This window comes from Bacteroides sp. An51A, assembly GCF_002161565.1.
In the GTDB taxonomy this organism is placed as follows: domain Bacteria; phylum Bacteroidota; class Bacteroidia; order Bacteroidales; family Bacteroidaceae; genus Phocaeicola; species Phocaeicola intestinalis.
This window is the reverse complement of sequence record NZ_NFIC01000011.1, coordinates 26,628-51,555: the sequence shown is the minus strand read 5'-3', so window position 1 is coordinate 51,555 and position 24,928 is coordinate 26,628. Positions and strand designations below refer to the sequence as shown.

The 24,928-nt window shown below is 46.9% G+C and carries 18 protein-coding genes; 15 read left to right on the top strand and 3 right to left on the bottom strand.

Features of this window, described 5'->3' with window-relative positions:
• Positions 1-9: 9 nt before the first annotated feature.
• A complete protein-coding gene (locus B5G04_RS17330) occupies positions 10-897 on the top strand; it encodes a helix-turn-helix domain-containing protein (RefSeq protein WP_087209479.1) in 888 nt (295 codons plus the stop codon).
• Here the strand turns inward: B5G04_RS17330 and B5G04_RS17325 are convergent.
• Positions 851-1,108, bottom strand: a complete 258-nt coding sequence (locus B5G04_RS17325) for a hypothetical protein (protein WP_158100129.1) — start codon at positions 1,106-1,108, stop codon at positions 851-853. The two genes, B5G04_RS17330 and B5G04_RS17325, sit on opposite strands and share 47 nt — an antisense overlap.
• A 333-nt stretch (positions 1,109-1,441) precedes the next feature.
• Between B5G04_RS17325 and B5G04_RS17320 the strand changes: the two genes are divergently transcribed.
• The 6 genes from B5G04_RS17320 to B5G04_RS17295 all read left to right on the top strand — a co-directional run bounded on the left by B5G04_RS17320 (position 1,442) and on the right by B5G04_RS17295 (position 12,215).
• Positions 1,442-2,770: a beta-mannosidase gene (locus tag B5G04_RS17320; RefSeq protein WP_087398183.1), complete on the top strand. Its 1,329-nt coding sequence runs from the start codon at positions 1,442-1,444 to the stop codon at positions 2,768-2,770.
• A 154-nt stretch (positions 2,771-2,924) separates the two neighbouring features.
• Positions 2,925-6,170: a TonB-dependent receptor gene (locus tag B5G04_RS17315; RefSeq protein ID WP_087398182.1), complete on the top strand. Its 3,246-nt coding sequence runs from the start codon at positions 2,925-2,927 to the stop codon at positions 6,168-6,170.
• A gap of 14 nt (positions 6,171-6,184) precedes the next feature.
• Positions 6,185-7,954, top strand: a complete 1,770-nt coding sequence (locus B5G04_RS17310) for a RagB/SusD family nutrient uptake outer membrane protein (RefSeq protein WP_087398181.1) — start codon at positions 6,185-6,187, stop codon at positions 7,952-7,954.
• A 29-nt stretch (positions 7,955-7,983) separates the two neighbouring features.
• On the top strand, positions 7,984-8,823 hold the full coding sequence (locus B5G04_RS17305) for a hypothetical protein (RefSeq protein WP_087398180.1): 840 nt from the start codon (positions 7,984-7,986) through the stop codon (positions 8,821-8,823).
• Between the two features lie 167 nt (positions 8,824-8,990).
• Positions 8,991-10,739 carry a DUF6057 family protein gene (locus tag B5G04_RS17300; RefSeq protein WP_087398179.1) on the top strand — a complete coding sequence of 583 codons (1,749 nt, stop codon included), beginning with the start codon at positions 8,991-8,993 and terminating at the stop codon, positions 10,737-10,739.
• Positions 10,740-10,745: 6 nt separating this feature from the next.
• Entirely contained in the window at positions 10,746-12,215 is a 1,470-nt protein-coding gene (locus tag B5G04_RS17295) for a PD40 domain-containing protein (protein ID WP_087398178.1), read from the top strand.
• A 324-nt stretch (positions 12,216-12,539) separates the two neighbouring features.
• On the opposite strand, the gene ccsA is transcribed toward B5G04_RS17295, so the two are convergent.
• Both ccsA and B5G04_RS17285 read right to left on the bottom strand, forming a co-directional pair.
• Entirely contained in the window at positions 12,540-13,676 is a 1,137-nt protein-coding gene (ccsA, locus tag B5G04_RS20040) for a cytochrome c biogenesis protein CcsA (protein ID WP_239414140.1), read from the bottom strand.
• 113 nt (positions 13,677-13,789) lie between these two features.
• Entirely contained in the window at positions 13,790-14,923 is a 1,134-nt protein-coding gene (locus tag B5G04_RS17285) for a hypothetical protein (RefSeq protein ID WP_087398176.1), read from the bottom strand.
• A gap of 188 nt (positions 14,924-15,111) precedes the next feature.
• Here B5G04_RS17285 and B5G04_RS17280 point away from each other — a divergent pair, with 188 nt between their 5' ends.
• From B5G04_RS17280 to B5G04_RS17245, 8 genes are all read left to right on the top strand, one after another.
• Entirely contained in the window at positions 15,112-16,215 is a 1,104-nt protein-coding gene (locus B5G04_RS17280) for a glycosyl hydrolase (RefSeq protein ID WP_087398175.1), read from the top strand.
• Between the two features lie 133 nt (positions 16,216-16,348).
• The gene (locus B5G04_RS17275; RefSeq protein ID WP_087398174.1) at positions 16,349-17,515 is read left to right on the top strand and encodes a glycoside hydrolase family 130 protein; all 1,167 of its coding nucleotides are present in this window, start codon (positions 16,349-16,351) and stop codon (positions 17,513-17,515) included.
• Positions 17,516-17,676: 161 nt separating this feature from the next.
• Entirely contained in the window at positions 17,677-19,059 is a 1,383-nt protein-coding gene (locus B5G04_RS17270; RefSeq protein ID WP_087398173.1) for an MFS transporter, read from the top strand.
• Between the two features lie 105 nt (positions 19,060-19,164).
• The gene (locus tag B5G04_RS17265) at positions 19,165-20,355 is read left to right on the top strand and encodes an AGE family epimerase/isomerase (protein WP_087398172.1); all 1,191 of its coding nucleotides are present in this window, start codon (positions 19,165-19,167) and stop codon (positions 20,353-20,355) included.
• Between the two features lie 214 nt (positions 20,356-20,569).
• Entirely contained in the window at positions 20,570-21,391 is an 822-nt protein-coding gene (locus B5G04_RS17260; RefSeq protein ID WP_087398171.1) for an alpha/beta hydrolase, read from the top strand.
• A gap of 93 nt (positions 21,392-21,484) precedes the next feature.
• Complete coding sequence (locus B5G04_RS17255) at positions 21,485-22,096, top strand: TetR/AcrR family transcriptional regulator (RefSeq protein ID WP_087398170.1); 612 nt, start codon at positions 21,485-21,487, stop codon at positions 22,094-22,096.
• Positions 22,097-22,295: 199 nt separating this feature from the next.
• A complete protein-coding gene (locus B5G04_RS17250) occupies positions 22,296-23,117 on the top strand; it encodes a class I SAM-dependent methyltransferase (RefSeq protein WP_022039070.1) in 822 nt (273 codons plus the stop codon).
• A 6-nt stretch (positions 23,118-23,123) separates the two neighbouring features.
• A complete protein-coding gene (locus B5G04_RS17245; protein WP_087398169.1) occupies positions 23,124-24,926 on the top strand; it encodes an ABC transporter ATP-binding protein in 1,803 nt (600 codons plus the stop codon).
• Positions 24,927-24,928: the final 2 nt, after the last annotated feature.

The following is a 24,928-nucleotide window of genomic DNA, read 5'->3' as shown; positions in this document are numbered from 1 at the left end:
TTTAAGACCATGATAGTAAAAGACAAAAACGTTATCCGCGAAATTACTCCTCTTTCGGAAAAAGACTGCTTCTACATTGCCGACCGAAGGAAAAGCGAATTCACTTATCCGATGCATTGCCACAAGGAATTCGAACTGAACTTCGTAATCAATGCCCCCGGAGTACAACGTATCGTAGGCGACTCTGCAGAAATCATCGGCGAATACGACCTGGTACTCATCACCAGTCCAGATTTGGAGCATGTATGGGAACAACATGATTGCAAAAGCAAGGACGTTCGGGAAATCACCATCCAGTTCTCACCCCAATTCATGAAAACTTTACTCAGCACCAATCAATTCGACCGCGTCATGAAAATGTTCGACAAGGCACAAAACGGACTGAGTTTCCCCATGCAAGCCATTATGAAAGTCTATGCCCTGATAGACGAACTGCCCGACACGAAAGGTTTCTATGCCGTAACTCGCTTCCTTACCCTTTTATATGAACTTTCCATGTTCACCGAAGAAGCACGCGTGCTATCCAGTTCTTCGTTCGCGAAAATCCAACAACACTCAGACAGTCGCCGAGTGCAGAAAGTACAAGACTATATCAACCAGCATTACAAAGAAGAAATCCGGCTGAACCAACTGGCAGATATGGTCGGAATGACCGAAGTATCGTTCAGCCGCTTCTTTAAACTCCGCACGGGCAAAAATCTGTCCGATTACATCATTGACATCCGTCTGGGACATGCCACACGCATGCTGGTAGACTCCACCATGAGCATCGCAGAAATCTGTTACGAATCAGGATTCAACAACCTTTCCAATTTCAACCGCATCTTCAAAAAGAAAAAACTGGCATCCCCTAAAGACTTCCGGGATAATTACAAGAAAAAACGGATTCTGATATAGAACTGTTTTGCATGTACCGTATGCCGATTGGAAAGAGTTGTTGAGAAGCTGTTTTGAATTTCTCCAAAAAGTTTTTCTTGGCTTGATGTATCCGTTTTCGTGTGTGCTTTGGGCGATTTTTTGGTCCTTTCCGCTCCTGTTCTTCGTCAGATAGCCCGCTATCTTCCTCATCACAGAAGCAAAAATGCCTCAAAAACTCATCCCAAATCATCGCACGATAAATTCAAAACAGCTTCTGAAAGGCTTCACCGTACTTCACATTCCAGTCCTCTTAAAATCCTAAGGTACAAGGACTGCAGTCCTACCCTATATAGGACTGTAGTCCTATTCCAATGGGACAGCAGTCCTGACTCGCTAGGACTCTTTACGCAATAAATTGCCTCCGCCCGTCAATCATTTCTATTCGCCTGCGCAAAGCATCTTTCCCTGTTATCCACCACTTCTATTTCATCAAAAATATCATCTTTTTATAGAATCGGATAAAATAGTATCAATTTCGTATTTCCGTATAGGCTATATTTGCAAAAAACAAATCTAATAGCTTATGTGGAAACAAATAATTTTATCCGTTTTAATTTTACCAGCGTTCCTCATCGGTTGTACATCCACACCGAAAGAGGTGTCTTCACCATTTATTCAAGTCAAGAACGGACAGTTCATCCGTAACGGACAACCTTATTATTATATAGGAGCCAACTTCTGGTACGGTGCCATCCTTGCCTCGGAAGGAACGGGAGGCAACCGCGAACGCCTGCACGGGGAACTCGACTCCCTGAAAGCCATCGGCGTGGACAACCTACGCATCTTAGTCGGATCGGACGGAAAGCGAGGCGTCCCCACCAAAGTGGAACCGACCCTGCAAGAAGCTTCGGGCATCTATAATGATACTATTCTGGCAGGATTAGACTACTTATTGGCAGAAATGGAAAAGCGTGACATGGTGGCGGTGCTCTATCTGAACAATTCTTGGGAATGGAGCGGAGGATACAGCCAGTACCTCGCTTGGGCAAGAGGAGACAAGGCTCCCGTGCCTGCCGTAGACGGATGGCCCGCCTTCATGAACTATGTAAAAGAGTTCGTGGTATCAGACAGCGCACAAGCATTGTTTGCCAATCACGTGAAATACATCCTCACCCGTACCAACCGGTACACCCACCGGAAATATACAGACGACCCGACCATCATGTCGTGGCAAATCGGGAACGAACCCCGTGCTTTCGCTTCCGACTCTATCCATAAAGCAGCCTTCGCCAAGTGGATGAGCAAGACTTCTTCCCTTATCCGCTCGCTTGACCCGAACCATCTTATTTCTACAGGAAGCGAAGGCAAACACGGATGTGAAGAAGACATTGCCCTCTTCGAGAAAGTCCATGCCGATACAAACATCGACTACATGAACATCCACATCTGGCCCTACAATTGGGGCTGGGCACCGAAGGACAGCCTTCAAGAGAATTTAGAAAAAGCCTGCACGAACACGCAAGCCTATATCAACGAACATCTGAATATAGCAAAAAAGTATCAGAAGCCGCTTGTACTGGAAGAGTTCGGCTATCCGCGTGACAGTTTTCAATTTGGTAAAAACATATCAACCCATGCCCGTGACGGGTATTACAAGTGTATCTTTGATTTAATAGTTAAACACGCAACCCATCAAAGCCTGTTGGCTGGTTGCAACTTCTGGGGCTGGGGCGGTTTAGCCGTTCCCTCCTCGGAACATGTTTTCTGGCAGTCCGGAGACGATTATACAGGCGACCCCGCCCAGGAAGAGCAAGGATTGAACTCGGTTTTCGCATCCGACTCCAGTACGATAAGCCTTATCCGCGAGGTTAACAAGAAGCTAACCCACAACCCGGAAAGCATTTCGAAATAACTATTGCAAATGTGTATCAGGATTGATAAAAAAGTATTAGCTTATCATATCATTCCCGATTAACTTTGCGAACGATAACGGTACAACATAGTTACCGGCACCCGCCGGTACTATATAAAGTAACCTTAAATATTAACAATTTATTCAAGCTATTATGAACAAGCATGCAAGAAGAACTGCACTCGTTGCAGGTATGTGTTTGTCCTTGACATGGATAAACAGTCCGCAAGCGTTGGCTGCCTCAAGTGACTTCTATGCCGCCCAACAGACCAAGTCGATTTCGGGCGTAGTAGTAGACGCAAGCGGCATACCTGTCATCGGAGCGAATGTACTTGAAAAAGGTACAACGAATGGTGTGATTACAGACCTGGACGGAAACTTCACATTGAATGTAAATCCGGGGGCTACATTGGTTATCTCTTTCATTGGCTATGTCAGCCAAGAAATTGTAGTAGGAGAGCAAAACACGTACAACATTACATTGAAAGAAGACACGGAAGTGCTGGATGAAGTCGTTGTAGTCGGTTACGGTGTACAAAAGAAGAAGCTGGTAACCGGAGCAACGGTTGAAGTAAAAGGTGAAGACATCGCCAAAAGAAACACCATCAGTGCCTTAGGAGCTTTACAAAACCAAAGTCCGGGTGTCAATATCCAAGCTGTTTCCGGTAAGCCGGGCGACAGTTACAAAATCAGCATCCGTGGTGCAGGTACCAACAGCTCTACCAACCCGCTTTACATCATCGACGGTGTGGCAGGCGGCGACATCAACTCGTTGAACCCAGCCGATATTGAACGTATCGACGTATTGAAAGACGCCGCATCTTGTGCCATCTACGGTGCACGTGCAGCCAACGGTGTAATTATGGTCACTACCAAACAAGGTAAAGAAGGCAAGGTGAGCATTGCCTACGACGGTAACGTCGGATGGCAAAGCATTTACAAGAAACCGGACCTGCTGACCGCCAAAGAATATATGGCAGTGCAAGACCAAGTTGCGTTCAACAACGGAGGCACTCCGTATGATTGGTCGAGATTCATCGATGCCGATTTACTGGAAGCCTATCGGAACGGAAGCAATCCGGGTACGAACTGGCTCGACCAGATTACAAACGATGGCGCCATTACCACCTCCCATTCATTGAACATCGCTGGCGGTTCGGAATTGTCTAAGTTTTCTACCGGATTCGGTTATCAATACCAAGACGGTGTTATCGGAAATATCGCTAAATCGGACTACCGCCGTTTCACTTTCCGTTTAAATTCTGAACACATTATCCTGAAAAACGATGACCATGACATCATCAAGTTCGGCCAGAACCTATATTACCAGCACGCACAGACTCAAGGTATCCAAATAGGTGACCAATACAACAACGCCATCTCGACCATGCTTCGTGCCAATCCGTGTGTTCCGGTATACAACGAAAACGGAGATTATTATATGTACGATGATTTAAGAAACTCAGGTACAGAAGGTTGGTTTGCATTCAATTCTTACACCAGCAATCCGGTAGCCCAAATCATGAATACCCAAAGCGGTAACAACAAGAGCAAGAATTTCAATCTGAATGCGGTAGCTTATTTCGAGATACAGCCTATCAAGAACTTGATTTACCGTTCACAAGCATTCTACAAACAGAATTCCAGTCTTTGGAAAGGCTATACCGCCGAATACCACTTGAATGACCAAGGCGATGCGGCAGACCAAAGTTCTTTATCGGAAAACATGACCATCGGATGGAACTGGGGTGTCACCAATACATTGAATTATAAGTTCGACATCAAAGATACACACAACTTTGATGTATTGTTTGGTACCGAATACTCACGCGAAGGTAACAACATGCAAGAAACTCTGGAAGCGACAGCCCGTGGAAACGTATTCACCGACTTCGGACATGCTTACTTCGATAATTTTACCGGACGTACGGGTGTAGCTACCGTAGGCGGTTATCCGGCAGATGACCATTCTATCATGTCATATTTCGGACGTATCAACTATGATTATCATGAAAAGTATATGCTTTCCGTTATCATGCGTGGAGATGGTTCTTCCAACTTTGCACCCGGACATCGTTGGGGCTTCTTCCCATCAGTATCTGCCGGTTGGGTCATCACCAACGAAAAGTTCATGGAGAAAACGACGAATTGGCTCGATTTCTTGAAACTGCGTGCAAGCTGGGGACAAAACGGTAACGAAAATATCGGAGCCTATATGTATTCTGCAACTTATTCTTTCGGTGATTTAGGACAATATCCATTCGGTAGCGATAAGGGTTCAGCAACTCAAGGCGGTTATCCGACCCGTCTTTCCAATTCTGATTTGACATGGGAAACCTCCGAACAAACCAATATCGGTATCGATGCCCGTTTCTTAAGAGGAAGATTGAGCTTTACATTTGATTGGTATAACAAGAAAACCAAAGACCTGCTTATTCAAGTTCCGGTTTCTTCTATCAACGGATTTACCACTCAAGCTGCCAATGCAGGTAGTGTAGAAAACAAAGGTATTGAGCTTTCATTGGGTTGGAACGACCAAGCCGGAGATGATTTTACATACGGAGCAAGCATCAACATGTCATACAACAAAAACGAAGTAACCGAAGTGAACAACGGTTCCAGATTTGTAGAAGGCGGTAGCGACAACTTGGCACAGAATACCGGTTTCATGGCACGCATGCAGGTAGGACATCCTATCGGTTATTTTTACGGATATAAAACTGAAGGTGTCATGCAAAACCTGAACGATGTACAAGCATATCTGGACAAGAATTGTGGCGGAAACGCAGCCAATTCATTGCAGGGAACTTCTATCAAACCGGGTGACTTGAAATTTGTAGACGTAAACGGCGATGGTGTCATCAATACAGATGATAAAACCGATTTGGGAAATCCGCACCCCGATGTAACGGTCGGCTTGAACCTGAATGCCGCTTATAAAGGATTTGACATCTCTATCTCGGCATACGGAGCATTCGGCCAACAAGTAATGCGTTCTTACCGTAAATTCACAGACGGTCAATATGAAAACTACACCTCTGAAGTGTACGAATACTGGCACGGAGAAGGCACTTCCAACCGTTATCCTCTGCTGTCACCCGGAAATGTAGGAGTAAACTGGCAAAGCATCTCTGATATTTATGTAGAAGATGCCGATTATGTACGACTGCAGAACCTGACCATCGGATATGACCTCAAGAGAATCTGGAAGACCTGTCCGTTGCAACAACTCCGCGTATACTTCAGTGCGCAGAACCTGTTTACCATCAGCGGATATAAAGGAATGGATCCCGAAAACGGTATGGCTTTACACAGTGAAGAACCGTGGGTAACCGGCGTTGATGTAGGCAACTATCCGCAACCCAGAACTTATATGGTAGGCGTTAATGTTAAATTTTAATGAGAAAGAATACAATGAAAAAATTTATTAATATATTAGCTACAGCAGCCATTGCCTTAGGGGGAGTCACTTCGTGTACCCTTGACGCAATCAACTATGTGGAAAAGACACCAGAGAATTTTCCCATTACCTCAACGGATGCTTCCCAGGCACTTGCCGGTATCTATCAAAACCTGAGCCAAGTTTGTGCTAACCCGCAAATGTCTTTCTTCTATTTGTCAACCTTGGCAAGTGACGACAACTTGGGCGGAGGCGGTACAAACGATAAGCTGATGCAAGCCATGGACTTGCTGCTGAACTATCAGAACGACATGACCCACCAGTTCTGGACCGACCGCTACCAAGGAATCAACCGCGCCAATGCATTGCTTTCGGGCGTAGAGAATATGCAATTGGAGGATGCGGAAAGACAACAGGTAATCGGCGAAGCCAAATTCTTGCGAGGCTTTTTCTATTACGAACTGGCTTCGCAATACGGAAGAGTGCCTTTGGTACTGACTACAGAAGTGGCAGAACCGACCCAACCTACTGCCGCAGAATTATGGGGACAAATCCTAATGGACCTTCGCGACGCGGCAGAAAACATGCCTTCCACCCGCAAATCAGACGGGCATGTCGATAAATTTACGGCAGAAGCCATGTTGGGACGTGCCTGGTTATTCTACACCGGCATGTATGGAAACGGCGATGATTTAGCAGCCTTGACCAGCACTACTTACAATCCGCTTACGGAAGTAGCTTTGCCGGACGGTTCTACCTTGACCAAACAGGATGTTATCGGATACATTGACGACTGCGTAAACAATTCCGGTTATTCTTTGGTACCTGATTACCGTAACTTGTGGGCTTATACCAACCGTTGCACGGTAGAGGATTATGACTATACCAAAGGACAAGAACTGAAATGGGTGGAAGACGACGCGGCTGTCAATCCGGAATCCATGTTTGCCATCAAGTTCAACAAGCTGGCAAGCTGGCAAACCACCATCGGTTATGCCAACGGTTATGCCCTGCATTTCGGTATCCGCGGCGGACAAGACTATGCCAATACATTCCCCTTCGGTCAAGGTTGGGGAGCAGGACCGGTAGCTCCTAATCTGGTCAACGACTGGAACGCAGCCGAATCCGGAGATATGCGTCGGGATGCTTCTGTACAAAATGTGAATGATTTGCCTAACTATACATTTGGCGGTGGAAGCTGGGCCGACTTTGTTCAAGAAACTGACTATTACGCCAAAAAGCAAGCTCCTATTTCCGCACGATACACCGACGGCACTGGCGCTACCCAATATGCTCCTGTATTCGAATACGTGATGTATGGCGAAAACGGTTGGCAGAACGACAACCTGATGCAAACCGGTAACATTCACGATTTGGTTCTGATACGCTTTGCCGACGTTTTACTGATGCAATCCGAATTGAAAGAAGATGTAGGAGGAATCAACCAAGTACGCGGCCGTTCCGGACTTGCGCCAATAGGTTCTTACTCATTAGAAGCTTTACAGAAGGAACGCCGTTGGGAATTGGCATTCGAAGGTGTACGCTGGAACGACATACGCCGTTGGCACATCGCAGCCGCAGCACTCGAAAAGCAAACTAACCAGCCGGTCTACTACTTAGGAACCCCCAGCACCAATACCGCACACAATGGAGGCTATGCAGCACGTTACAATGCTACAGCAGGCTTCTTTAAGATACCTGAAACTGAAATTTCATTGGCTAATGGCGGCTTAACCCAAAACGAAGGGTGGACAGACGCAAGCAGCGAATACGGAACCTGGTAATCATCTAACAATAACTAAAGAATTAGAATATGAAAAAAATACTATTTGCGTTACCTCTCTTGCTTGCCATGCTGCTCGCTGCATGTGACGCATCAACCGATGACATTCAACCGGAAGCAAGCGTAACGGTTGAAGAATTGACCAACAGTTTCCAACTTGTACCCAAAAGTACGGGAAACAACAACATTACGGTACAATTATCTCCCGTACACTACGTAAAAGTGTACCGGGCAGACAACGATGCACTTTTGGCTGAAGGGACCAACCCATCTTTCCAAGTAACACCGCCGACTACGGATTTAGGCGTGTACATCACCACCATCAATCATGACGGCAGCATTACGAAATCTGATACAAAAAACATAACCATAACCGAATATACCGACTTGCCCGCTATATTCGAACAAGTATTCGGACTGGAGAATGGAGTATATGGCACTACAACCTGGACCTGGGATGACACAAAAGAGCGTTATTGGGGAAATGGAAGCTGGGGAAGCGATACCGCACCTGCCTGGTGGGGAGCGCCCAAAGACGCCGACATTGATGAGCAAGCCGAAGGGAAAGGCATGCCACAAGACGGAAGCGGAGCTTGGTTCACATTGAGTCTGAACGGTGTAGAAACCAGCCGCGGTGAAACCGGAAGTGTAAACGTCACCGATGCTGCTGCCGTAGTAGGTTGGAGCATAGGCACCATGACTTTCTCAGGCACTGTACCTTTGCTTGGCGTACTGCCTAATGACGGAAACCAACGCTGCTATACCTACCAAATTATCCAAGCGGATGGAGAACATCTAGTATTGGCAGCCCAATCTATCGGCACCAATACAGAAGGCTGGTTCTTCTGCTTCAAACGGATTGAAAGATAAACGCTCATACTAAGGTTACATTAATATTCTACTTAAAGAGACTGAATTGGAAATTCTAACAAAACCCTTTCAGTCTCTTTTTGTTCAAGAAACTTATTGATAATACAAGGAAGATGCGTATCTTTGAAGTGTTATAAAAAACGACCGACCTTTTTTAACGAGAAACTATGTGGAAGAACGACCGATTTATAGTTAAAACATGCTTTATAATCCTGGCACTGCTATTTTGGAAAGGATATTATGCTTTCCATATCACTTATCAAGAACAGTTCCAGCTTTTCCTGCTCACCTCTGATTACTGGATTGACAAATGCCTTCATCCGGGAGGCATCTGCGAATATGCGGCTGAGTTCCTGACCCAACTCTTTCGCAACCAATGGGCAGGCGCAATTATTCTTACCTGCGTATTGCTATGCGTACAGGCATTGACATACAAGCTAATGCCTGCCACCCGAAGAAAAGACTGGTTGTATTTATCCTACTTGCCTGCCATTCTCTCATGGTGCTTCCTGTGCGATGAAAACAATATGCTGGCAGGCATCATTGCATTAGTGACCACCTTAGCCATAGCACTCATTCCCCGCTCTATACAGAATGCGCCGTTACGTTGGGGATGCATCATACTGCTGACACCTTTTGTTTATTGGATAGCCGGAGGAATCCATTGGCTCTTTGCTGTATTGACCCTTATTCAGGAACTTTTACTTTGGAAGCCCTATAAAAAAGCGGTACGTATAGCTGGAAGCCTGTTGTTTTTATGCATCGCTTTCCTATGCCCGTACATCACCTCTTTTTATCTGCAATACCCCGTTATCCGCCTGATGACCGGCATCGGTTATTACCGCTATCCGACAGGAATCCCGCTTAACGGCATACTGGCTTGTGCCTCGGTATGCCTGGCTTTACTCTTATCTATCTGCCTCCCTCCGATAAAAGAAAAACGGAAACGAATTGCAAAAGGAATGCAAATTGCCGCATTAGGCATCTTAGGCTGGCTCGGCATTTATTACGCTTGCGACTGGCAAAAAGAAAAAGTAATGTCTTACGACCATTATACATACACCCGGCAATGGGACAAAATCATCAGAATGGCAGAAAAGGAAACACCATCCACCCCGCTTGAGGTAGTATGCCTGAACCTTGCATTAGGAAAAACCGGCCAATTGGGTGAACGCATGTTCCAATTCTATCAAAACGGGACGGGAGGTCTGCTTCCCGACTTTATACGTGATTTCAATTCTCCGCTGATTGTAAACGAAGTCTATTACCATTTAGGAATGATCAATACTTCCCAACGGTTCACCTTCGAAGCCATGGAAGCTATTCCGTCTTTCCAGAAAAGCGCACGCTGCTATCAAAGGCTTGCCGAAACCAACATCATTAACGGCGATTATGCCGTTGCCGAAAAATACTTAAAAGCCTTACAACACACCTTATTTTATAAAGAATGGGCAAACGATGCCTTGTCTTACCTGCATGACGAAAAGAAAATCAACGCCCATCCCGAATGGGGACGTTTGCGTTCTTACCTTTATAAAGAAGATTTCCTGTTCGACGAAAGTCAAAAAGACATTATTTTAGGAATCTTGCTGAACAGCAATCCAAATAACCGGATGGCGTTCGAATACCTCTTGGCATACGAGTTGCTAAATAAAGACATCAATGCATTCTTACGGTATTATCCGTTAGGAAAAGACATGGGATACACCCAAATTCCACGCAGCTATCAGGAAGCCTTGTCGTATGTATGGACACAGCAACACAGTTCGTTCAAAGGAATGCCTTGGAGCATCTCGCCTGTCGTACAACAAGAAATCACCGAATTCGCAAGAGCTTACGTACATAATCCATCGAACGAATCATTCTTCAAGCAACATTTCGAACACACTTATTGGTATTACCTATTATTCAGATAAACAGATATGAAACAGATAATTACACAATTTGCATTCGGAGTCGGCTTCCTTCTTCTGACAGCATGTACCGAAAAAGTGACCTCTCCTCAACCGGTTAACGGATATCCGCCCATCTATCCGGATTATACCGAAGTGACCATTCCGGCGACTATCGCTCCCATGAACTTCTCAATAACCGATAAAACCTACGAAAAAGCGGATGTAATCGTAAAAGGGACACAAGGGAAAGCACTCCATGTAAACGGGAAAACCATTTCTTTCGATGAAGACGAATGGCATCAACTGGCAGAACAAAACAAAGGAGACAGCCTGATGTTCACCGTATCGCTCAAAAAAGGCGGAAAATGGTTTCAATACCGCAGCTTCCCGATGTATGTCAGCGAATATCCGATTGATTACGGCGTGGCTTACCGCCTGATAGCGCCCGGATATGAAGTATACAGCAAAATGGGAATCTACCAACGAAACCTGTCTAATTTCGAAGAAAAAGCCGTAATAGAAAATACACTGGTACCCGGTATGTGCGTTAATTGCCATACCATGAACCAGACACAACCCGAGAAGCTGAGCCTGCACGTGCGCGGCATGAACGGAGGCACCCTTTTTGCCCAAAACGAAAGCATAGAAATGCTGGACACGAAAACCGACTCAACCTTATCAGCCTGCGTTTACCCATATTGGCATCCTTCAGGCAAATACATCGCTTATTCGACCAACAATACCCGGCAAGGTTTCCACGCCGTGAAAGAAGAACGCATCGAGGTCATGGACAACGCATCGGATATTGTCATTTACCATCCGGAAACACACAGACTATTGCTTCAGCCCGCCCTGCAAAGCCCAAACGCATTCGAGACGTTTCCTGCCTTTTCGCCAGACGGAAAAAACCTCTACTTCTGTAGTGCGGAGGCAAAATCCATGCCGGAAGAATACAAAAACGTAAAATACAGTTTATGCCGTGTTTCCTTCAATCCTGAGACCGGACATACCAGCGAGAAAGTGGATACATTGGTTTCATCGAGCCAAACCGGAAAAAGCGTTTCGTTTCCCCGCCCTTCTTACGACGGACGTTACCTGATGTTCACCCTATCCGATTACGGGAATTTCTCTATTTGGCACAAAGAAGCCGACTTGTATTTGCTTGACTTAAAAACCGGAGAATACCGTCCGATAAAAGAAGCAAACAGCACTGATACGGAAAGTTTTCATAACTGGAGCAGCAACTCACGCTGGTTTGTCTTCAGTTCCCGGCGGGATAACGGGCTTTACACTTATCTCTATTTCGCAAGCATTGACGAAAAAGGGAATATCACTAAACCGTTCATGCTGCCACAACAAAACCCGCTTGATTATTATACCGATTTGGTCTATTCCTACAACGTACCCGACTTCATCAGTAGTCCTATCCAGCTCAATGTAAACGAGCTAAGAAGTAAAATTACCCAACCGGAACGCATCAAGCTGAAAGCCCAATAAGAGGAATAAGTACTGTTCATAATTAGCTTATATGATAACATTCACTACAGAGGGCACAGAGTAACACGGAGGAAAATGTTTAAAACCATCTGTCACACCGGCGTGACAGGTAGCATCATTGCAAGACACAGCCGGTTGCGGAAGCCTGCGGATATAGGTGCGGCGGCAAACGCATATAGGCTCATCCGCTGTAAGATTATTAATCTTCAGGCTGCAAGATTATTAATCTTACAAGCGGAAGATTAATAATCTTACACCAAACGAAGCTATCTGCGTTGAAGCAAGAAGATAATACAAATAAACGATTAAGTATAGTAAATCGCCTCAACGATATACATGAAGACTTGCTCCTTGAGCCGAAGGAAGATAGTTTACTCCCCACCAACACATCTGCAGCAAGATAAAAGAAATCAATAAAACCGACAAAGCCAAACGCTTTTTTGAAACATATCCGCGGCGCAGATGGATATATCCCAAATATGAGAACCATGCAACCGCAGCCCAAGTCTCTTTCGGGTCCCACGTCCAATAATGTCCCCAAGCCTCTTTCGCCCACACGGCTCCGGTCAACATCCCTAATGTCATCCATGCCACACCCATATAGACCAATTTATCACAAAGCCTCATCGTACCAACATCGTTTTCACACTTTTTCGAACACAAAAGATACAGCCCTGTCAGCGCAGAAGCCCCCAACAAGATATAGGCTAACACATAAAAAAACACATGCGGAATGAACCACGGGCTCCGCAACACCGGAGGCAAAGCATCACCCGACAACTTCGGAATAACAATATCCGAACAAGCAAACACCGCTACAAGCAATCCTCCGACAGCCGCTATGCATACAGATTTCCAACGTATGTTTTCACGCCACCCCGTAAAAGAGAAAAACAACAAAACCAATCCTCCCAATGCCATGACTCCCATACCTATATATACAAAAGGCAGCCAAGGGTCAAATAGAAGTTCAAATATAGAAACACCTGTTGCATCTCCCTTATTTTTATCAAAGCCTATCTGATAAATCTTCCATCCCATCACATCCGCCGGTTGGTTTACCTCTACCCTTTTATTGGGCATTCCATCCTCACAAGGATAAACATTCACTTCCGAGACAATACGGTCCGAGGGCAATTCACCTGCTTCCAAACGCTTCAACTCGATAGCAAAAGGGAGCTCACGCAGATGTCCTGAGCTGTCAACGCCTTCCCGTTTTTGTTCGCCAACCCCAATAACCATCGTCAAGCTTTGCCGGGCGACGCTGCCCAAAGAAGCACACACCAATATGATAAACAACCCGAAATGACAACAAAAAAGGAAAAACTTCCGTTTATGCAACAAAGCACCAACCTGACGCAAAGAGACCCAACCTAAAATGCACGCCATCCATCCGTATGCAATTGAAAAAGGGATAAACAATTGCATCCCATTTTCAGATACTTTCCCTACTAATCCCATCCATATAGTCAACCCGACCACACAAGCCAAGCAAGACAACGCGGAGGCATATCCTGTAAGTTTGGGAAGAAACGGACTCCGCTTACACCTTTTATATACTGAGGGAAATTTTCTTAATTTTTTTGCCTGCATATACAAATGCCTTCCATTTCAACCAACAATTCGGTCCGGCAAATATCCGTGACAAGATAAACAGCAGGAACATCCGGAAATTCCGCCTCTACTATCGAACGGATTTCCTCATAAAATGCCTTATCTTTGATATAAACCCGCAAGTTGCACAAATCAAGCGAAACCGCAGGGCACGCATGCCGTTTCAGATTCTCTTTTGAAATCAGGTAACGGATGTTTTCTATCGTTTGCCGTGCCTGCTGTTGCGGAGACAAAGCATTCGTGCTTTTCTCTCCCCGTATCGAAGCGGTTCCCGATATGAAACAATACCAATCACCCGCAAACTCCACCAGCTTGGCCCGCTCAAACTTAGGCGTAGTTTTCAACGCATTCCGGTTCGAATCAACCAGTACTTCCGAAGAATAAGCATGCGCGGCTATTTGCAACGGATTGTTTAACGCATAAATTCCCCCTTCTTTCCCGACCTTGTTCTTCAATGCAATACCCCCCACAATGATACCATTGAAATGCGCTCCGATACCTGTTGCCGCAGGATAGCCATAACACCATTGCACATCTTGATAGAACAAAGAACGGGCATCGTTATACGCCTGATAATTTTGTATCGTTTCCCGATATCCGGTAATACTTCCTATATAATTCCATTGGCGCACAATATCGCTGACTTCAAAACCTAATTCATAAAGCAGGCGCTGGAGTTTATCAAATATTTCTTTGCTCTGAATGGATACAGCCTGTGTGAAATCAGAAGAAGGAATCCCTTCTATTTCTACCAACACTTGTGTATCATCTTCTATACATTGATAATGGATAGAATCATAAACCCCGCTTATCCGCCTTGCGGCATCCTCCACCTCATAGACTTCTACGCAAAGAGACGCAGAAGAAACCAATAATTCGGGTACTAATGTAACCAGTACGCTCCTGCCAACTTCTTCATACACAACATCTTTAATACATTGTAAGATAAAAGGATACCCATCATTCGGGCAAGAAGCAAAAAAGACCAATCCGGAAATCTTATTTTTTCGAGTTTCTGCCAACAAGGCATGCACCGCCGATTTTACATCAGACAAAGGAATGGCAGTCTGTAAATAATAAATATGTGATACCATAAAACAACTTTCTCTAAAAAAGACTATTCAAATCTCGCACAAAAATACGATTTTTATCTATATACAAAAGACTTTTCTTGCCCCGCTTTCGAAAAATGAAGAAACGTACACATATATGCTAAAATCGTATTATTAAATGGCACCAAAGTTTGCTACCTTTGCATCAGTAAACAATCAAACTAAATATTATGAAAATACCCCAATTAATCATTTCAACATTTCTTATTGGAACTTGCATCACCGCTTGCAGTTCACAACAAAAAGAAACACCTAAACCGACGCGCACACCCGAAGCGCTCGCGATGCTCCAGACACTGAAGACACTTCCCGAGCAAGGTGTGTTTATGTTCGGACATCACGATGATCCCGTGTATGGCATCCGCTGGGACGGAGATGAAAACCGCAGCGACGTGAAAAGCGTGTGTGGCGACTATCCCGCCATGATGTCGTTCGACTTGGGACATATCGAACTGAACGATAGCGTCAATCTCGATAAAGTATCGTTCGAACGCATCCGACGTGAAGTGGTAGCACAATACGAAAGGGGCGGTATGTCCTCCTTCAGCTGGCACCTCGATAATCCGCAGACCGGAAAAGACACATGGGATGTATCCGATTCTACCGTTGTGCGTTCCGTTTTGCCCGGAGGAGCCAACCATGAGAAATTCATCACATGGCTGGACCGTGCCGCCGATTACATGAACTCCATCCGCACAGCAGACGGCACCAAAGTGCCCGTCCTCTTCCGTCCGTGGCACGAACATACCGGAAGCTGGTTCTGGTGGGGACAGAAACTCTGCTCTACCGAAGAATATAAAGCATTGTGGAGCATGACTTACAACCGCATGAAAGAAAAAGGTGCCGACCAGTTGCTTTGGGCATATTCGCCCGGCATTGAGCCGAACGACACGACCGAATACCTGGAACGCTATCCGGGAGACAGCATCGTCGACCTCATCGGCGTAGATGCCTACCAGTTCGAAAGAGCCGCCTACGAACAGGCACTCGACAAATCACTGCGGATAATGACCCAGATAGGCAAGTCGCACAATAAAGCCATTGCCGTTACCGAGACCGGATACGAGACCATTCCCGATTCTACATGGTGGACCGGAACACTGATGCCTATTATCCAGAAATATCCCATCAGTTACGTACTGGTATGGCGCAATGCCCGCGAAAAGGAAAACCACTTTTATGCACCTTATCCGGGACAAGTATCGGAACAGGACTTCGTGAAGTTCTACAACGACCCGAAAACTCTTTTTGCCGGAGATATGAAAAGTAACTAATTTAAATTGAACACAGAGACACAAAGACACAGAGAATTAAAGCAAACTTTGTGAACTTTGTATGCTCAAAATAAAATGCTGTGCCTTCGTGCCTCTGTGTTCATTTCCATAATAACCATAAACAACCACGAATATGACCTCATTTGAAGAAAAAGTAAAAGACCTCATTGCCCGTCACGAGGCACTCATCACACGTAAGAACGAACCTGTAGCTGAAAGCAATGGCGTGTACACACGCTATAAATACCCCGTCTTGACCGCAGCGCATACCCCTATCTTCTGGCGTTACGACCTTGACGAGAAAACCAATCCTTACCTGATGGAACGCATCGGCATGAACGCCGTGCTTAACTCGGGAGCGATTAAATGGAACGGGAAATACCTGCTCGTAGCCCGCGTGGAAGGTGCTGACCGCAAATCGTTCTTCGCCGTAGCGGAAAGCCCCAACGGGGTAGACAACTTCCGCTTCTGGGATTACCCTGTAACCATGCCCGATGACGTTATCCCCGCCACCAACATCTACGACATGCGACTCACGGCTCACGAAGACGGCTGGATATATGGTATCTTCTGTGCCGAACGCCATGACAACAATGCTCCGGCAGGCGACCTCTCTTCTGCTACAGCCACTGCAGGCATCGCCCGCACCAAAGACTTGAAGACATGGGAACGCCTGCCCGACCTGAAATCGAAGAGCCAGCAGCGTAACGTGGTGCTTCATCCCGAATTTGTCAACGGCAAATACGCCCTCTACACCCGTCCGCAAGACGGATTCATCGATGCCGGAAGCGGAGGAGGAATCGGCTGGGCACTGATTGACGACATCACGCATGCCGAAGTGAAGGAAGAGAAAATCATCGACCTCCGCTACTACCACACCATCAAGGAAGTGAAGAACGGCGAGGGACCGCACCCTATCAAGAGTCCGAAAGGCTGGCTGCATTTGGCTCACGGCGTACGCGGATGTGCTGCCGGGCTGCGCTACGTATTATATATGTATATGACTTCTTTGGAAGACCCGAGCGAACTTATCGCTTCGCCGGGCGGCTACTTCATGGCTCCCGAAGGTGAAGAACGCATCGGCGATGTATCAAATGTATTGTTCACCAACGGCTGGATTGCCGATGACGACGGCACGGTGTACATCTATTACGCTTCTTCTGACACGCGGATGCACGTTGCGGTATCTACCATCGACAAGTTGGTAGACTACTGCATGAACACGCCTCAAGACGGCTTGACTACTACCGCTTCGGTAGAAACGCTGAAACGGCTCATTGACAAGAACCTTGGGAAATGAATAAGACATTGAACACAGAGGCACAGAGACACGGAGGAATTGTCAATTCTCAATTTGAAAAACTCTGTGTCTTCGTGTCTCTGTGTTCCATTTCATTTTTTCACAAACCAATCATAAATTCCCTCTGTGGTGAACCCGATAATTAAAACATAAAGAAAACCATGATAAAACTCAAAGAAAAAATCGGATACGGGCTGGGCGACATGGCTTCCTCGATGTTCTGGAAGCTGTTCGGAGCCTACCTGATGATTTTCTATACCGATGTATTCGGACTTCCGGCAGCCATGGTGGGCACAATGTTCCTCGTCACCCGTGTGTGGGACTCGGTATTCGACCCTGTCATCGGCATCATCGCCGACCGTACGTCGAGCCGTTGGGGAAAGTTCCGCCCCTACCTGCTCTTTCTTGCCGTCCCGTTCGGACTTATCGGCATACTGACTTTCTATACACCTCCTTTTGGCGAAGCGGGTAAATTAGTCTACGCCTACATCACCTATTCGCTGATGATGATGGTCTATTCGGGCATCAACGTGCCCTACGCTTCGCTCTTAGGCGTCATGAGCCCCAACCCGAAAGAACGCGGCACGCTTTCTACTTTCCGCATGATGTTCGCCTACATCGGAAGTTTCATCGCCCTGCTGCTGTTCATGCCCATGGCAAACGCTTTCAGCGGACACAGTACGGACATAGCCGCCCAACAACATGGCTGGCTGATGGCTGTAATGGTCATTGCGGCAATGTGCGTCTTGCTTTTCTTCGGCTGCTTCTCGTGGACCAAAGAACGGGTAAAACCTATCAAGGAAGCGAAAAGCTCATTGAAGGATGACATACACGACCTCTTCCATAACCGCCCGTGGTGGATTCTGTTCGGAGCCGGAATCGCCTCGCTGGTGTTCAATTCCATCCGCGACGGAGCGGCGGTGTACTACTTCAAATATTACATCGTGGAATCAGACTTCCACGTCATCAGGCTTTTCGGGATGTCGTTCGTGCTGAGCGGACTCTTCCTCTCTGTAGGCCAGGCTGCCAATATCATCGGCGTAGTCTTGGCGGCTCCGGTCAGCAACAAGATAGGCAAGAAAAACACCTTTGCCATCGCCATGCTCCTTGCCACCGCACTCAGCATCATCTTCTATTGGTTCGACAAAAGCGACCTCGTATGGATATTCGTCTTCCAATGCCTCATCAGTATCTGTGCCGGAAGCATCTTCCCGCTCCTGTGGTCGATGTATGCCGACTGTGCCGATTATTCCGAACTGTGTAGCGGAAACCGTGCCACAGGACTTATCTTCAGTGCCTCGTCGATGAGCCAGAAGTTCGGCTGGGCAATCGGCACGGCAGTAACGGGCTGGCTGCTCTCCTACTTCGGATTCCAAGCCAATGCCGAACAGAGTGCCGAGACCATCCACGGCATCAAACTGTTCCTCAGCTGGTTGCCCGGGGCTGCAGCATTCGTCTCAATGCTCTTCGTCATCGGTTATCCGCTGGGCGAACAGAAGATGAAAGAAATCATCGGCAAGCTGAACGAGAAACGGAAATCCTAACTTTCATTCTCACCACAGATTACACAGATTTTTTAATTGGATAGGAAGCTGATAAAATCTAAATTGAAAATCTGTGTAATCTGTGGTGAAAAAAAACGATACACCATGAATCAACTTATCAACCAGCTCCGGAACGAAATGCACTCCGAGCTTGAAAACAACATCCTTCCGTTTTGGATGAACAAAATGGAAGATAACGAAGAAGGCGGCTTCTACGGACAAATCACCGGCGAAGACGAATTGAAACCTGAAGCATCGAAAGGCGCGATACTGAACGCACGCATCCTGTGGACGTTCTCGTCTGCCTACCGCCTGCTGAAGAAACCCGAATACTTAGAAACAGCTACCCGTGCCAAACGCTATCTGATAGACCGGTTCTACGACCCGCAGTACGGCGGCATTTACTGGGAACTGGACTATAAAGGCAATCCGCTCGATACGAAAAAACAAATCTATGCCATCGGGTTTGCCATTTACGGACTGAGTGAATACGCCCGTGCTACAGGTGATGAAGAAGCCTTGGCGTATGCCCAACAATTATTTGATGTCATCGAACAACACAGCTTCGATTCCGAACAAAACGGATATGTGGAAGCATTGACCCGCGACTGGCAACCCATCGAAGACATGCGCCTGAGCGACAAGGACGAAAACGAAAAGAAAACGATGAACACGCACCTGCACATCCTGGAACCTTACACCAACCTCTACCGCGTATGGAAGGACGAACAGCTGGAACGACAACTACGGAACCTGATTGAAGTATTCATCACCCGCATCCTCGACCCACAGACCGGACACCTCAACCTGTTCTTCGAAGAAGACTGGACCAACAAATACCGCATCTATTCGTACGGTCACGACATCGAAGCCTCATGGCTTATCCACGAAGCGGCATTGGTACTGGGCGACCCGGAAGTGCTGAAACGGATAGAGCCCATCATCATCCGGATAGCTCAAGCCGCCGATGAAGGACTAAATCCCGATGGAAGCATGATATACGAAAACTTCCTCGACAAACAAAAGATAGACCGTGAACTGCACTGGTGGGTACAGGCGGAAAACGTAGTAGGACACATCAATCTCTACCAGCACTTCGGCGACACGGAAGCTCTCGACACCGCCGCCCGTTGCTGGGAGTTCATCAAGACGAAACTGATAGACTACAAACAAGGCGAATGGCACTGGAGCCTCCTGCCCGACGGCACCGTAAACCGCCGCGATGACAAGGCTGGATTCTGGAAATGTCCTTACCACAACGGCCGCATGTGCATGGAGGTCATCGAACGCTTCTGACTTTTTCACCACAGATTACACAGATTTTCAATTTAGATTTTAAAGTCTATACAAACAGTCAGTTCAGAAACGCAGATTAACACAGATTTTCGCAGATTATTTTAATTTACTATTTTTCGATTTACGAAGTACGATTTAAAGTTCAAATAGTAGATAGTAAATTGTCAAATCGTAAATTACAATAATCTGCGTTTCTAATAATTCAACAAAAACCATGAAACGATTAAGTTTAATTCTTTTGGCGATGCTGTTAGGCAGCATTGCTTGGGGCACAACCCTGAAATATACCGAAGTGCACGACATTCCCTACAAGGAATCGGAAGAAGCCTACGTGAAAGAACGCTGCAAGTTAGACATCTATTATCCCGAAGACACGACGGGATGCCCTGTTGTCGTATGGTTTCACGGAGGCGGACTGACACAAGGCAACAAGTCTTTCCCGTGGAAACTGAAAGAAAAGGGCATGGTGCTTGTCGCCGTCAACTACCGTTTGCTTCCCAAAGTGGAAATCAACGAATGCCTTGATGATGCAGCGGCAGCCGTGGCATGGGTATTCCGCGAAATCGGGAAATACGGAGGAGACAAACGGAAGATTTTCGTATCGGGACACTCGGCAGGAGGCTATCTGACCGCCATGATAGGCTTGGATAAGAAATGGCTCGCCAATTATCAGACCGATGCCAATGAGATAGCAGGACTCATCCCGTTCAGCGGACAGATGATCAGCCATTTCGCTTATCGGGACATGAAAGGCATCGGAAACCTGCAACCGACCATTGATGAGTATGCCCCACTCTTTCATGTCCGGAAAGACGCTCCTCCCTTGGTATTGATTACAGGCGACCGCAACATCGAGCTTTTCGGACGATACGAAGAAAACGCCTACATGTGGCGGATGATGAAACTGACCGGACATGCCGAAACCTACCTCTACGAGATAGACGGACACGGGCACGGCTCCATGGCAGAACCGGCTTACCACATCTTAGAGCAACACATCCGGAAAATTTTAGGGAAACCGGTGGATAACAACTGACCAAGAATACCCCTACCACAAATCCCTATAAATAGGTATTGCCGGATTATTTCAAGCCTTGTATTTTTGCAGAAAGAAAAAACAGAAAACATCATGCAAGTGCTGAAAGAAGACATACGCGACCGTATATTGGCTATTGCCAGGCAGCAATTCGCGCAGAATGGATATTCCAAAACTTCCATGCGTGAAATAGCCGGACTGGCAGGAGTTGGGGTCGGAAACATCTACAACTATTTTGCGAACAAAGACGAGCTGTTCCGTGAAGTGGTCCGTCCGGTCTTGTATGCCTTGGAAGCCATGTTGCAGGAGCATCACGGCATACGGGGCGAGGATATTATGATGATGCGGTCGGAAAAGTATCTGAAGTCCTGCATCGATGAATATGTTTCGCTTATTAACACGCACCGCGGGCTGATGGAAATTCTGTTGTTCCGCGCACAAGGCTCTTCATTGGAACATTTCCGCGAGAACTACACCGACCGTTCTACGGAACTGGTCAAGGCATGGTTCACGTCCATGCGGCAGAAGCATCCCGAAATCAATACGGCAGTGTCCGATTTCATCATCCACCTGCATACGGTATGGATGTTCACCCTGTTCGAAGAACTGCTGATGCATTCGGTTCCCCAACAGGAAATGGAAACCATCTTGCACGACTATATTCTTTTTGAAATTCAAGGCTGGAGGACAATCATCCAAATATGAGATACAGACAACGTACATACGAACATTCAACCGTATTGGAACGGTTGGCAAGGAGGAAATCTTCACGGAGGTTTCCTCCTTTTTTTATGAACATTTCTGAATATCGTTCGCTTTTGCGCACTTTTCTCACATTCGGCAAAGCAAGTAAACTCGCTTTGCTCTCACTCAATCGAAACGTTTACTATTAAATTACAATATAATGAAACAGAAACACGAATTTAAGAGCATTGTGGCGGAGACGTTGCTCATTCCGCTATACATGAGAGCGAAAGAAAGCCGCCGTGTCAATCCTATTCTGGATGACAAGGCAGCGGAACGGTTGGCAGACAGCTTGGAATACGATTATTCCCAATTCGATGGGGCAAAGCTGAGCGAAGTGGGCTGCGTGGTGCGCGGCTGGTATTTCGACCGTGCCGTAAAACGGTTTATCGATACGCATCCCCGTCCGGTAGTCGTAAATGTAGGGTGCGGATTGGATACCCGTTTCCAGCGTATCGGCAACCCCAAAGCTGTTTTTTATGACTTGGACTTGCCGGAAGTCATGGCACTACGTCGGGAATTGATACCCGAACAGACAGGTAATGTTTATATCGCAGCTTCCTTACTGGAAACCGACTGGATGGACGAGCTACGTCGGAAACATCCCGATGCGGAATTTATTTTCATTGTGGAAGGTGTGCTGATGTATTTTTACGAGAAGCAGGTAAAAAGTTTCCTGCATCACGTGGCAAGCCGTTTCGGAGGTGGAGAGTTGTGGTTTGACGTATGTGGCACCATGATGAGCCGGCATGGTGTAAAGCCCGATTCACTCCGCCATCATGAGGCGCAAATCCGTTCGGGATTGAGCGACGGACATCTGGTGGAACAATGGGAACCGGCTTTGCAACTCATCGAACAAGCTAACTACATGAAGTTTTTCCGCTCACGCTGGGGATTCTTCTTCGGACAAGTATTAGGGCGCATTCCTTGGCTATGTTATAAATTCAGTTCATTACTCGGATATAAAATCCTATCAAAATAATATACAATGAATCAAACAAAAAAGAAAGAAGGTCTGTCCCGGCTGTTCGAGATAGCGGGACAGAAGAAAGGGCTGCTCGTCATGGCAGGCGTGTTGTCTGCTGGCAGCGCGGTGTGTATGCTCGTGCCCTATTGGGCGGTTTATGAAGTTTTAAAAGAATTGCTGACACATGGAGGAAATCCCGCCGCTTCGGACGGAGCCGTCATGATACGCTGGGGCTGGATAGCGTTTGGGGGACTTGTCGGCGGACTGGTATTGCTGTATGCCGCCTTGATGTCTTCCCATATTGCGGCTTTCCGCATACTCTATGGATTGCGTGTCCGCCTGTCCGAACACATCGGCAGGCTTCCGTTAGGGTATCTGAACAACACGTCCACCGGGGCCATCAAGAAAACGATGGACCAGAACATCGAAAAGATAGAGGGGTTCATCGCCCATACCATCCCGGACTTGGTGAACGTGGTAGCCACGGTGGCGGTGATGCTTGCCATCTTCTTTTCGCTGGATGCGTGGCTGACGGCCGTATGCCTGGCGGTCGTAGTGGTCAGTCTGTTTCTTCAATTCTCTAATTTCATGGGCAAAAGGGCAAGGGAGTTTATGGGCATCTACTACGACGCACAGGAAAAGATGAGCGCGTCCGCCGTGCAGTATGTGCGGGGGATGCCCGTGGTCAAGATATTCGGGCAGAGTGTCCGTTCGTTCCGTCAGTTCAATGCCGAAATCCAAGCATATAAGACCTTTGCCTTGAAGTGCTGCGATACTTATCAGAACGGAATGATTGCCTTTACGGTTCTGCTCAATTCGATGGTGACGTTCATTCTCCCCATGGGCATCCTGCTAATGCAGGCCAGTCCGCAATCCTTGTCGCTGGCGGTGGTATGGCTGTTTTTCATCATCATGGGGCCGGGCATGGCTTCTCCCGTCTATAAACTGACATTCCTGGGAGGCAACACGCGCGACATCGATGAGGGTGTAAAACGCATCGACCGCATCTTGGGAAAAAAGCCTGTACCGGAAGCGGAGCACCCACAAGTACCTACATCCTACGATGTGGAGTTCCGCCATGTATCATTCTCCTACGAAAACACGGAACAGGGAACGCGGACGGAAGCCTTGCGCGATGTCAGCTTCACGGCACCGCAAGGAGAGATAACGGCGCTTGTCGGTCCGTCGGGGAGCGGCAAGTCTACGATAGCCAATCTGATTCCCCGCTTTTGGGATGTGGAACAGGGAGAAATACGCATAGGCGGCGTGGACATCCGCCAGATAGCCACGGAGAAGCTGATGGACATGGTGTCTTTCGTATTCCAGGACACTTTCCTGTTTTACGACACGCTCTATGAGAACATTGCCGTCGGCTCTCCCACTGCCACGCAGGAAAAAGTGATAGCCGCAGCCAAAGCTGCCCAATGCCATGACTTCATCGAACGGTTGCCGCAGGGATACGACACGCGGATAGGCGACAAAGGTGTGTATCTCTCCGGAGGCGAAGCGCAACGGATATGTGTGGCACGTGCTATCCTAAAGAATGCCCCGATACTGGTGCTGGACGAAGCCACGGCTTTCGCCGACCCTGAAAACGAGTATAAGATGCAGATGGCTTTGCAATCTTTGATAAAAGACAAGACGGTCATCGTAATAGCGCACCGCCTCTCTTCCGTTGTTTCCGCAAGCCAGATTATCGTCATGAAAGAGGGACGGATGGCGCAGTGCGGAAAACACGAAGTCTTGTCCGTCACAGAAGGTGTATATAAGAATATGTGGGATGCCTATACGAGTGCTTACCACTGGACGTTGAACAAAAATTGAAA

Bases quoted from the DNA above. Each gene is read 5' to 3' on its own strand.
- B5G04_RS17330 (WP_087209479.1), top strand. From the start codon at position 10: ATGATAGTAAAAGACAAAAACGTTATCCGCGAAATTACTCCTCTTTCG.
- B5G04_RS17325 (WP_158100129.1), bottom strand. From the start codon at position 1,108: ATGATTTGGGATGAGTTTTTGAGGCATTTTTGCTTCTGTGATGAGGAA.
- B5G04_RS17320 (WP_087398183.1), top strand. From the start codon at position 1,442: ATGTGGAAACAAATAATTTTATCCGTTTTAATTTTACCAGCGTTCCTC.
- B5G04_RS17315 (WP_087398182.1), top strand. From the start codon at position 2,925: ATGAACAAGCATGCAAGAAGAACTGCACTCGTTGCAGGTATGTGTTTG.
- B5G04_RS17310 (WP_087398181.1), top strand. From the start codon at position 6,185: ATGAAAAAATTTATTAATATATTAGCTACAGCAGCCATTGCCTTAGGG.
- B5G04_RS17305 (WP_087398180.1), top strand. From the start codon at position 7,984: ATGAAAAAAATACTATTTGCGTTACCTCTCTTGCTTGCCATGCTGCTC.
- B5G04_RS17300 (WP_087398179.1), top strand. From the start codon at position 8,991: ATGTGGAAGAACGACCGATTTATAGTTAAAACATGCTTTATAATCCTG.
- B5G04_RS17295 (WP_087398178.1), top strand. From the start codon at position 10,746: ATGAAACAGATAATTACACAATTTGCATTCGGAGTCGGCTTCCTTCTT.
- ccsA (WP_239414140.1), bottom strand. From the start codon at position 13,676: ATGGGATTAGTAGGGAAAGTATCTGAAAATGGGATGCAATTGTTTATC.
- B5G04_RS17285 (WP_087398176.1), bottom strand. From the start codon at position 14,923: ATGGTATCACATATTTATTATTTACAGACTGCCATTCCTTTGTCTGAT.
- B5G04_RS17280 (WP_087398175.1), top strand. From the start codon at position 15,112: ATGAAAATACCCCAATTAATCATTTCAACATTTCTTATTGGAACTTGC.
- B5G04_RS17275 (WP_087398174.1), top strand. From the start codon at position 16,349: ATGACCTCATTTGAAGAAAAAGTAAAAGACCTCATTGCCCGTCACGAG.
- B5G04_RS17270 (WP_087398173.1), top strand. From the start codon at position 17,677: ATGATAAAACTCAAAGAAAAAATCGGATACGGGCTGGGCGACATGGCT.
- B5G04_RS17265 (WP_087398172.1), top strand. From the start codon at position 19,165: ATGAATCAACTTATCAACCAGCTCCGGAACGAAATGCACTCCGAGCTT.
- B5G04_RS17260 (WP_087398171.1), top strand. From the start codon at position 20,570: ATGAAACGATTAAGTTTAATTCTTTTGGCGATGCTGTTAGGCAGCATT.
- B5G04_RS17255 (WP_087398170.1), top strand. From the start codon at position 21,485: ATGCAAGTGCTGAAAGAAGACATACGCGACCGTATATTGGCTATTGCC.
- B5G04_RS17250 (WP_022039070.1), top strand. From the start codon at position 22,296: ATGAAACAGAAACACGAATTTAAGAGCATTGTGGCGGAGACGTTGCTC.
- B5G04_RS17245 (WP_087398169.1), top strand. From the start codon at position 23,124: ATGAATCAAACAAAAAAGAAAGAAGGTCTGTCCCGGCTGTTCGAGATA.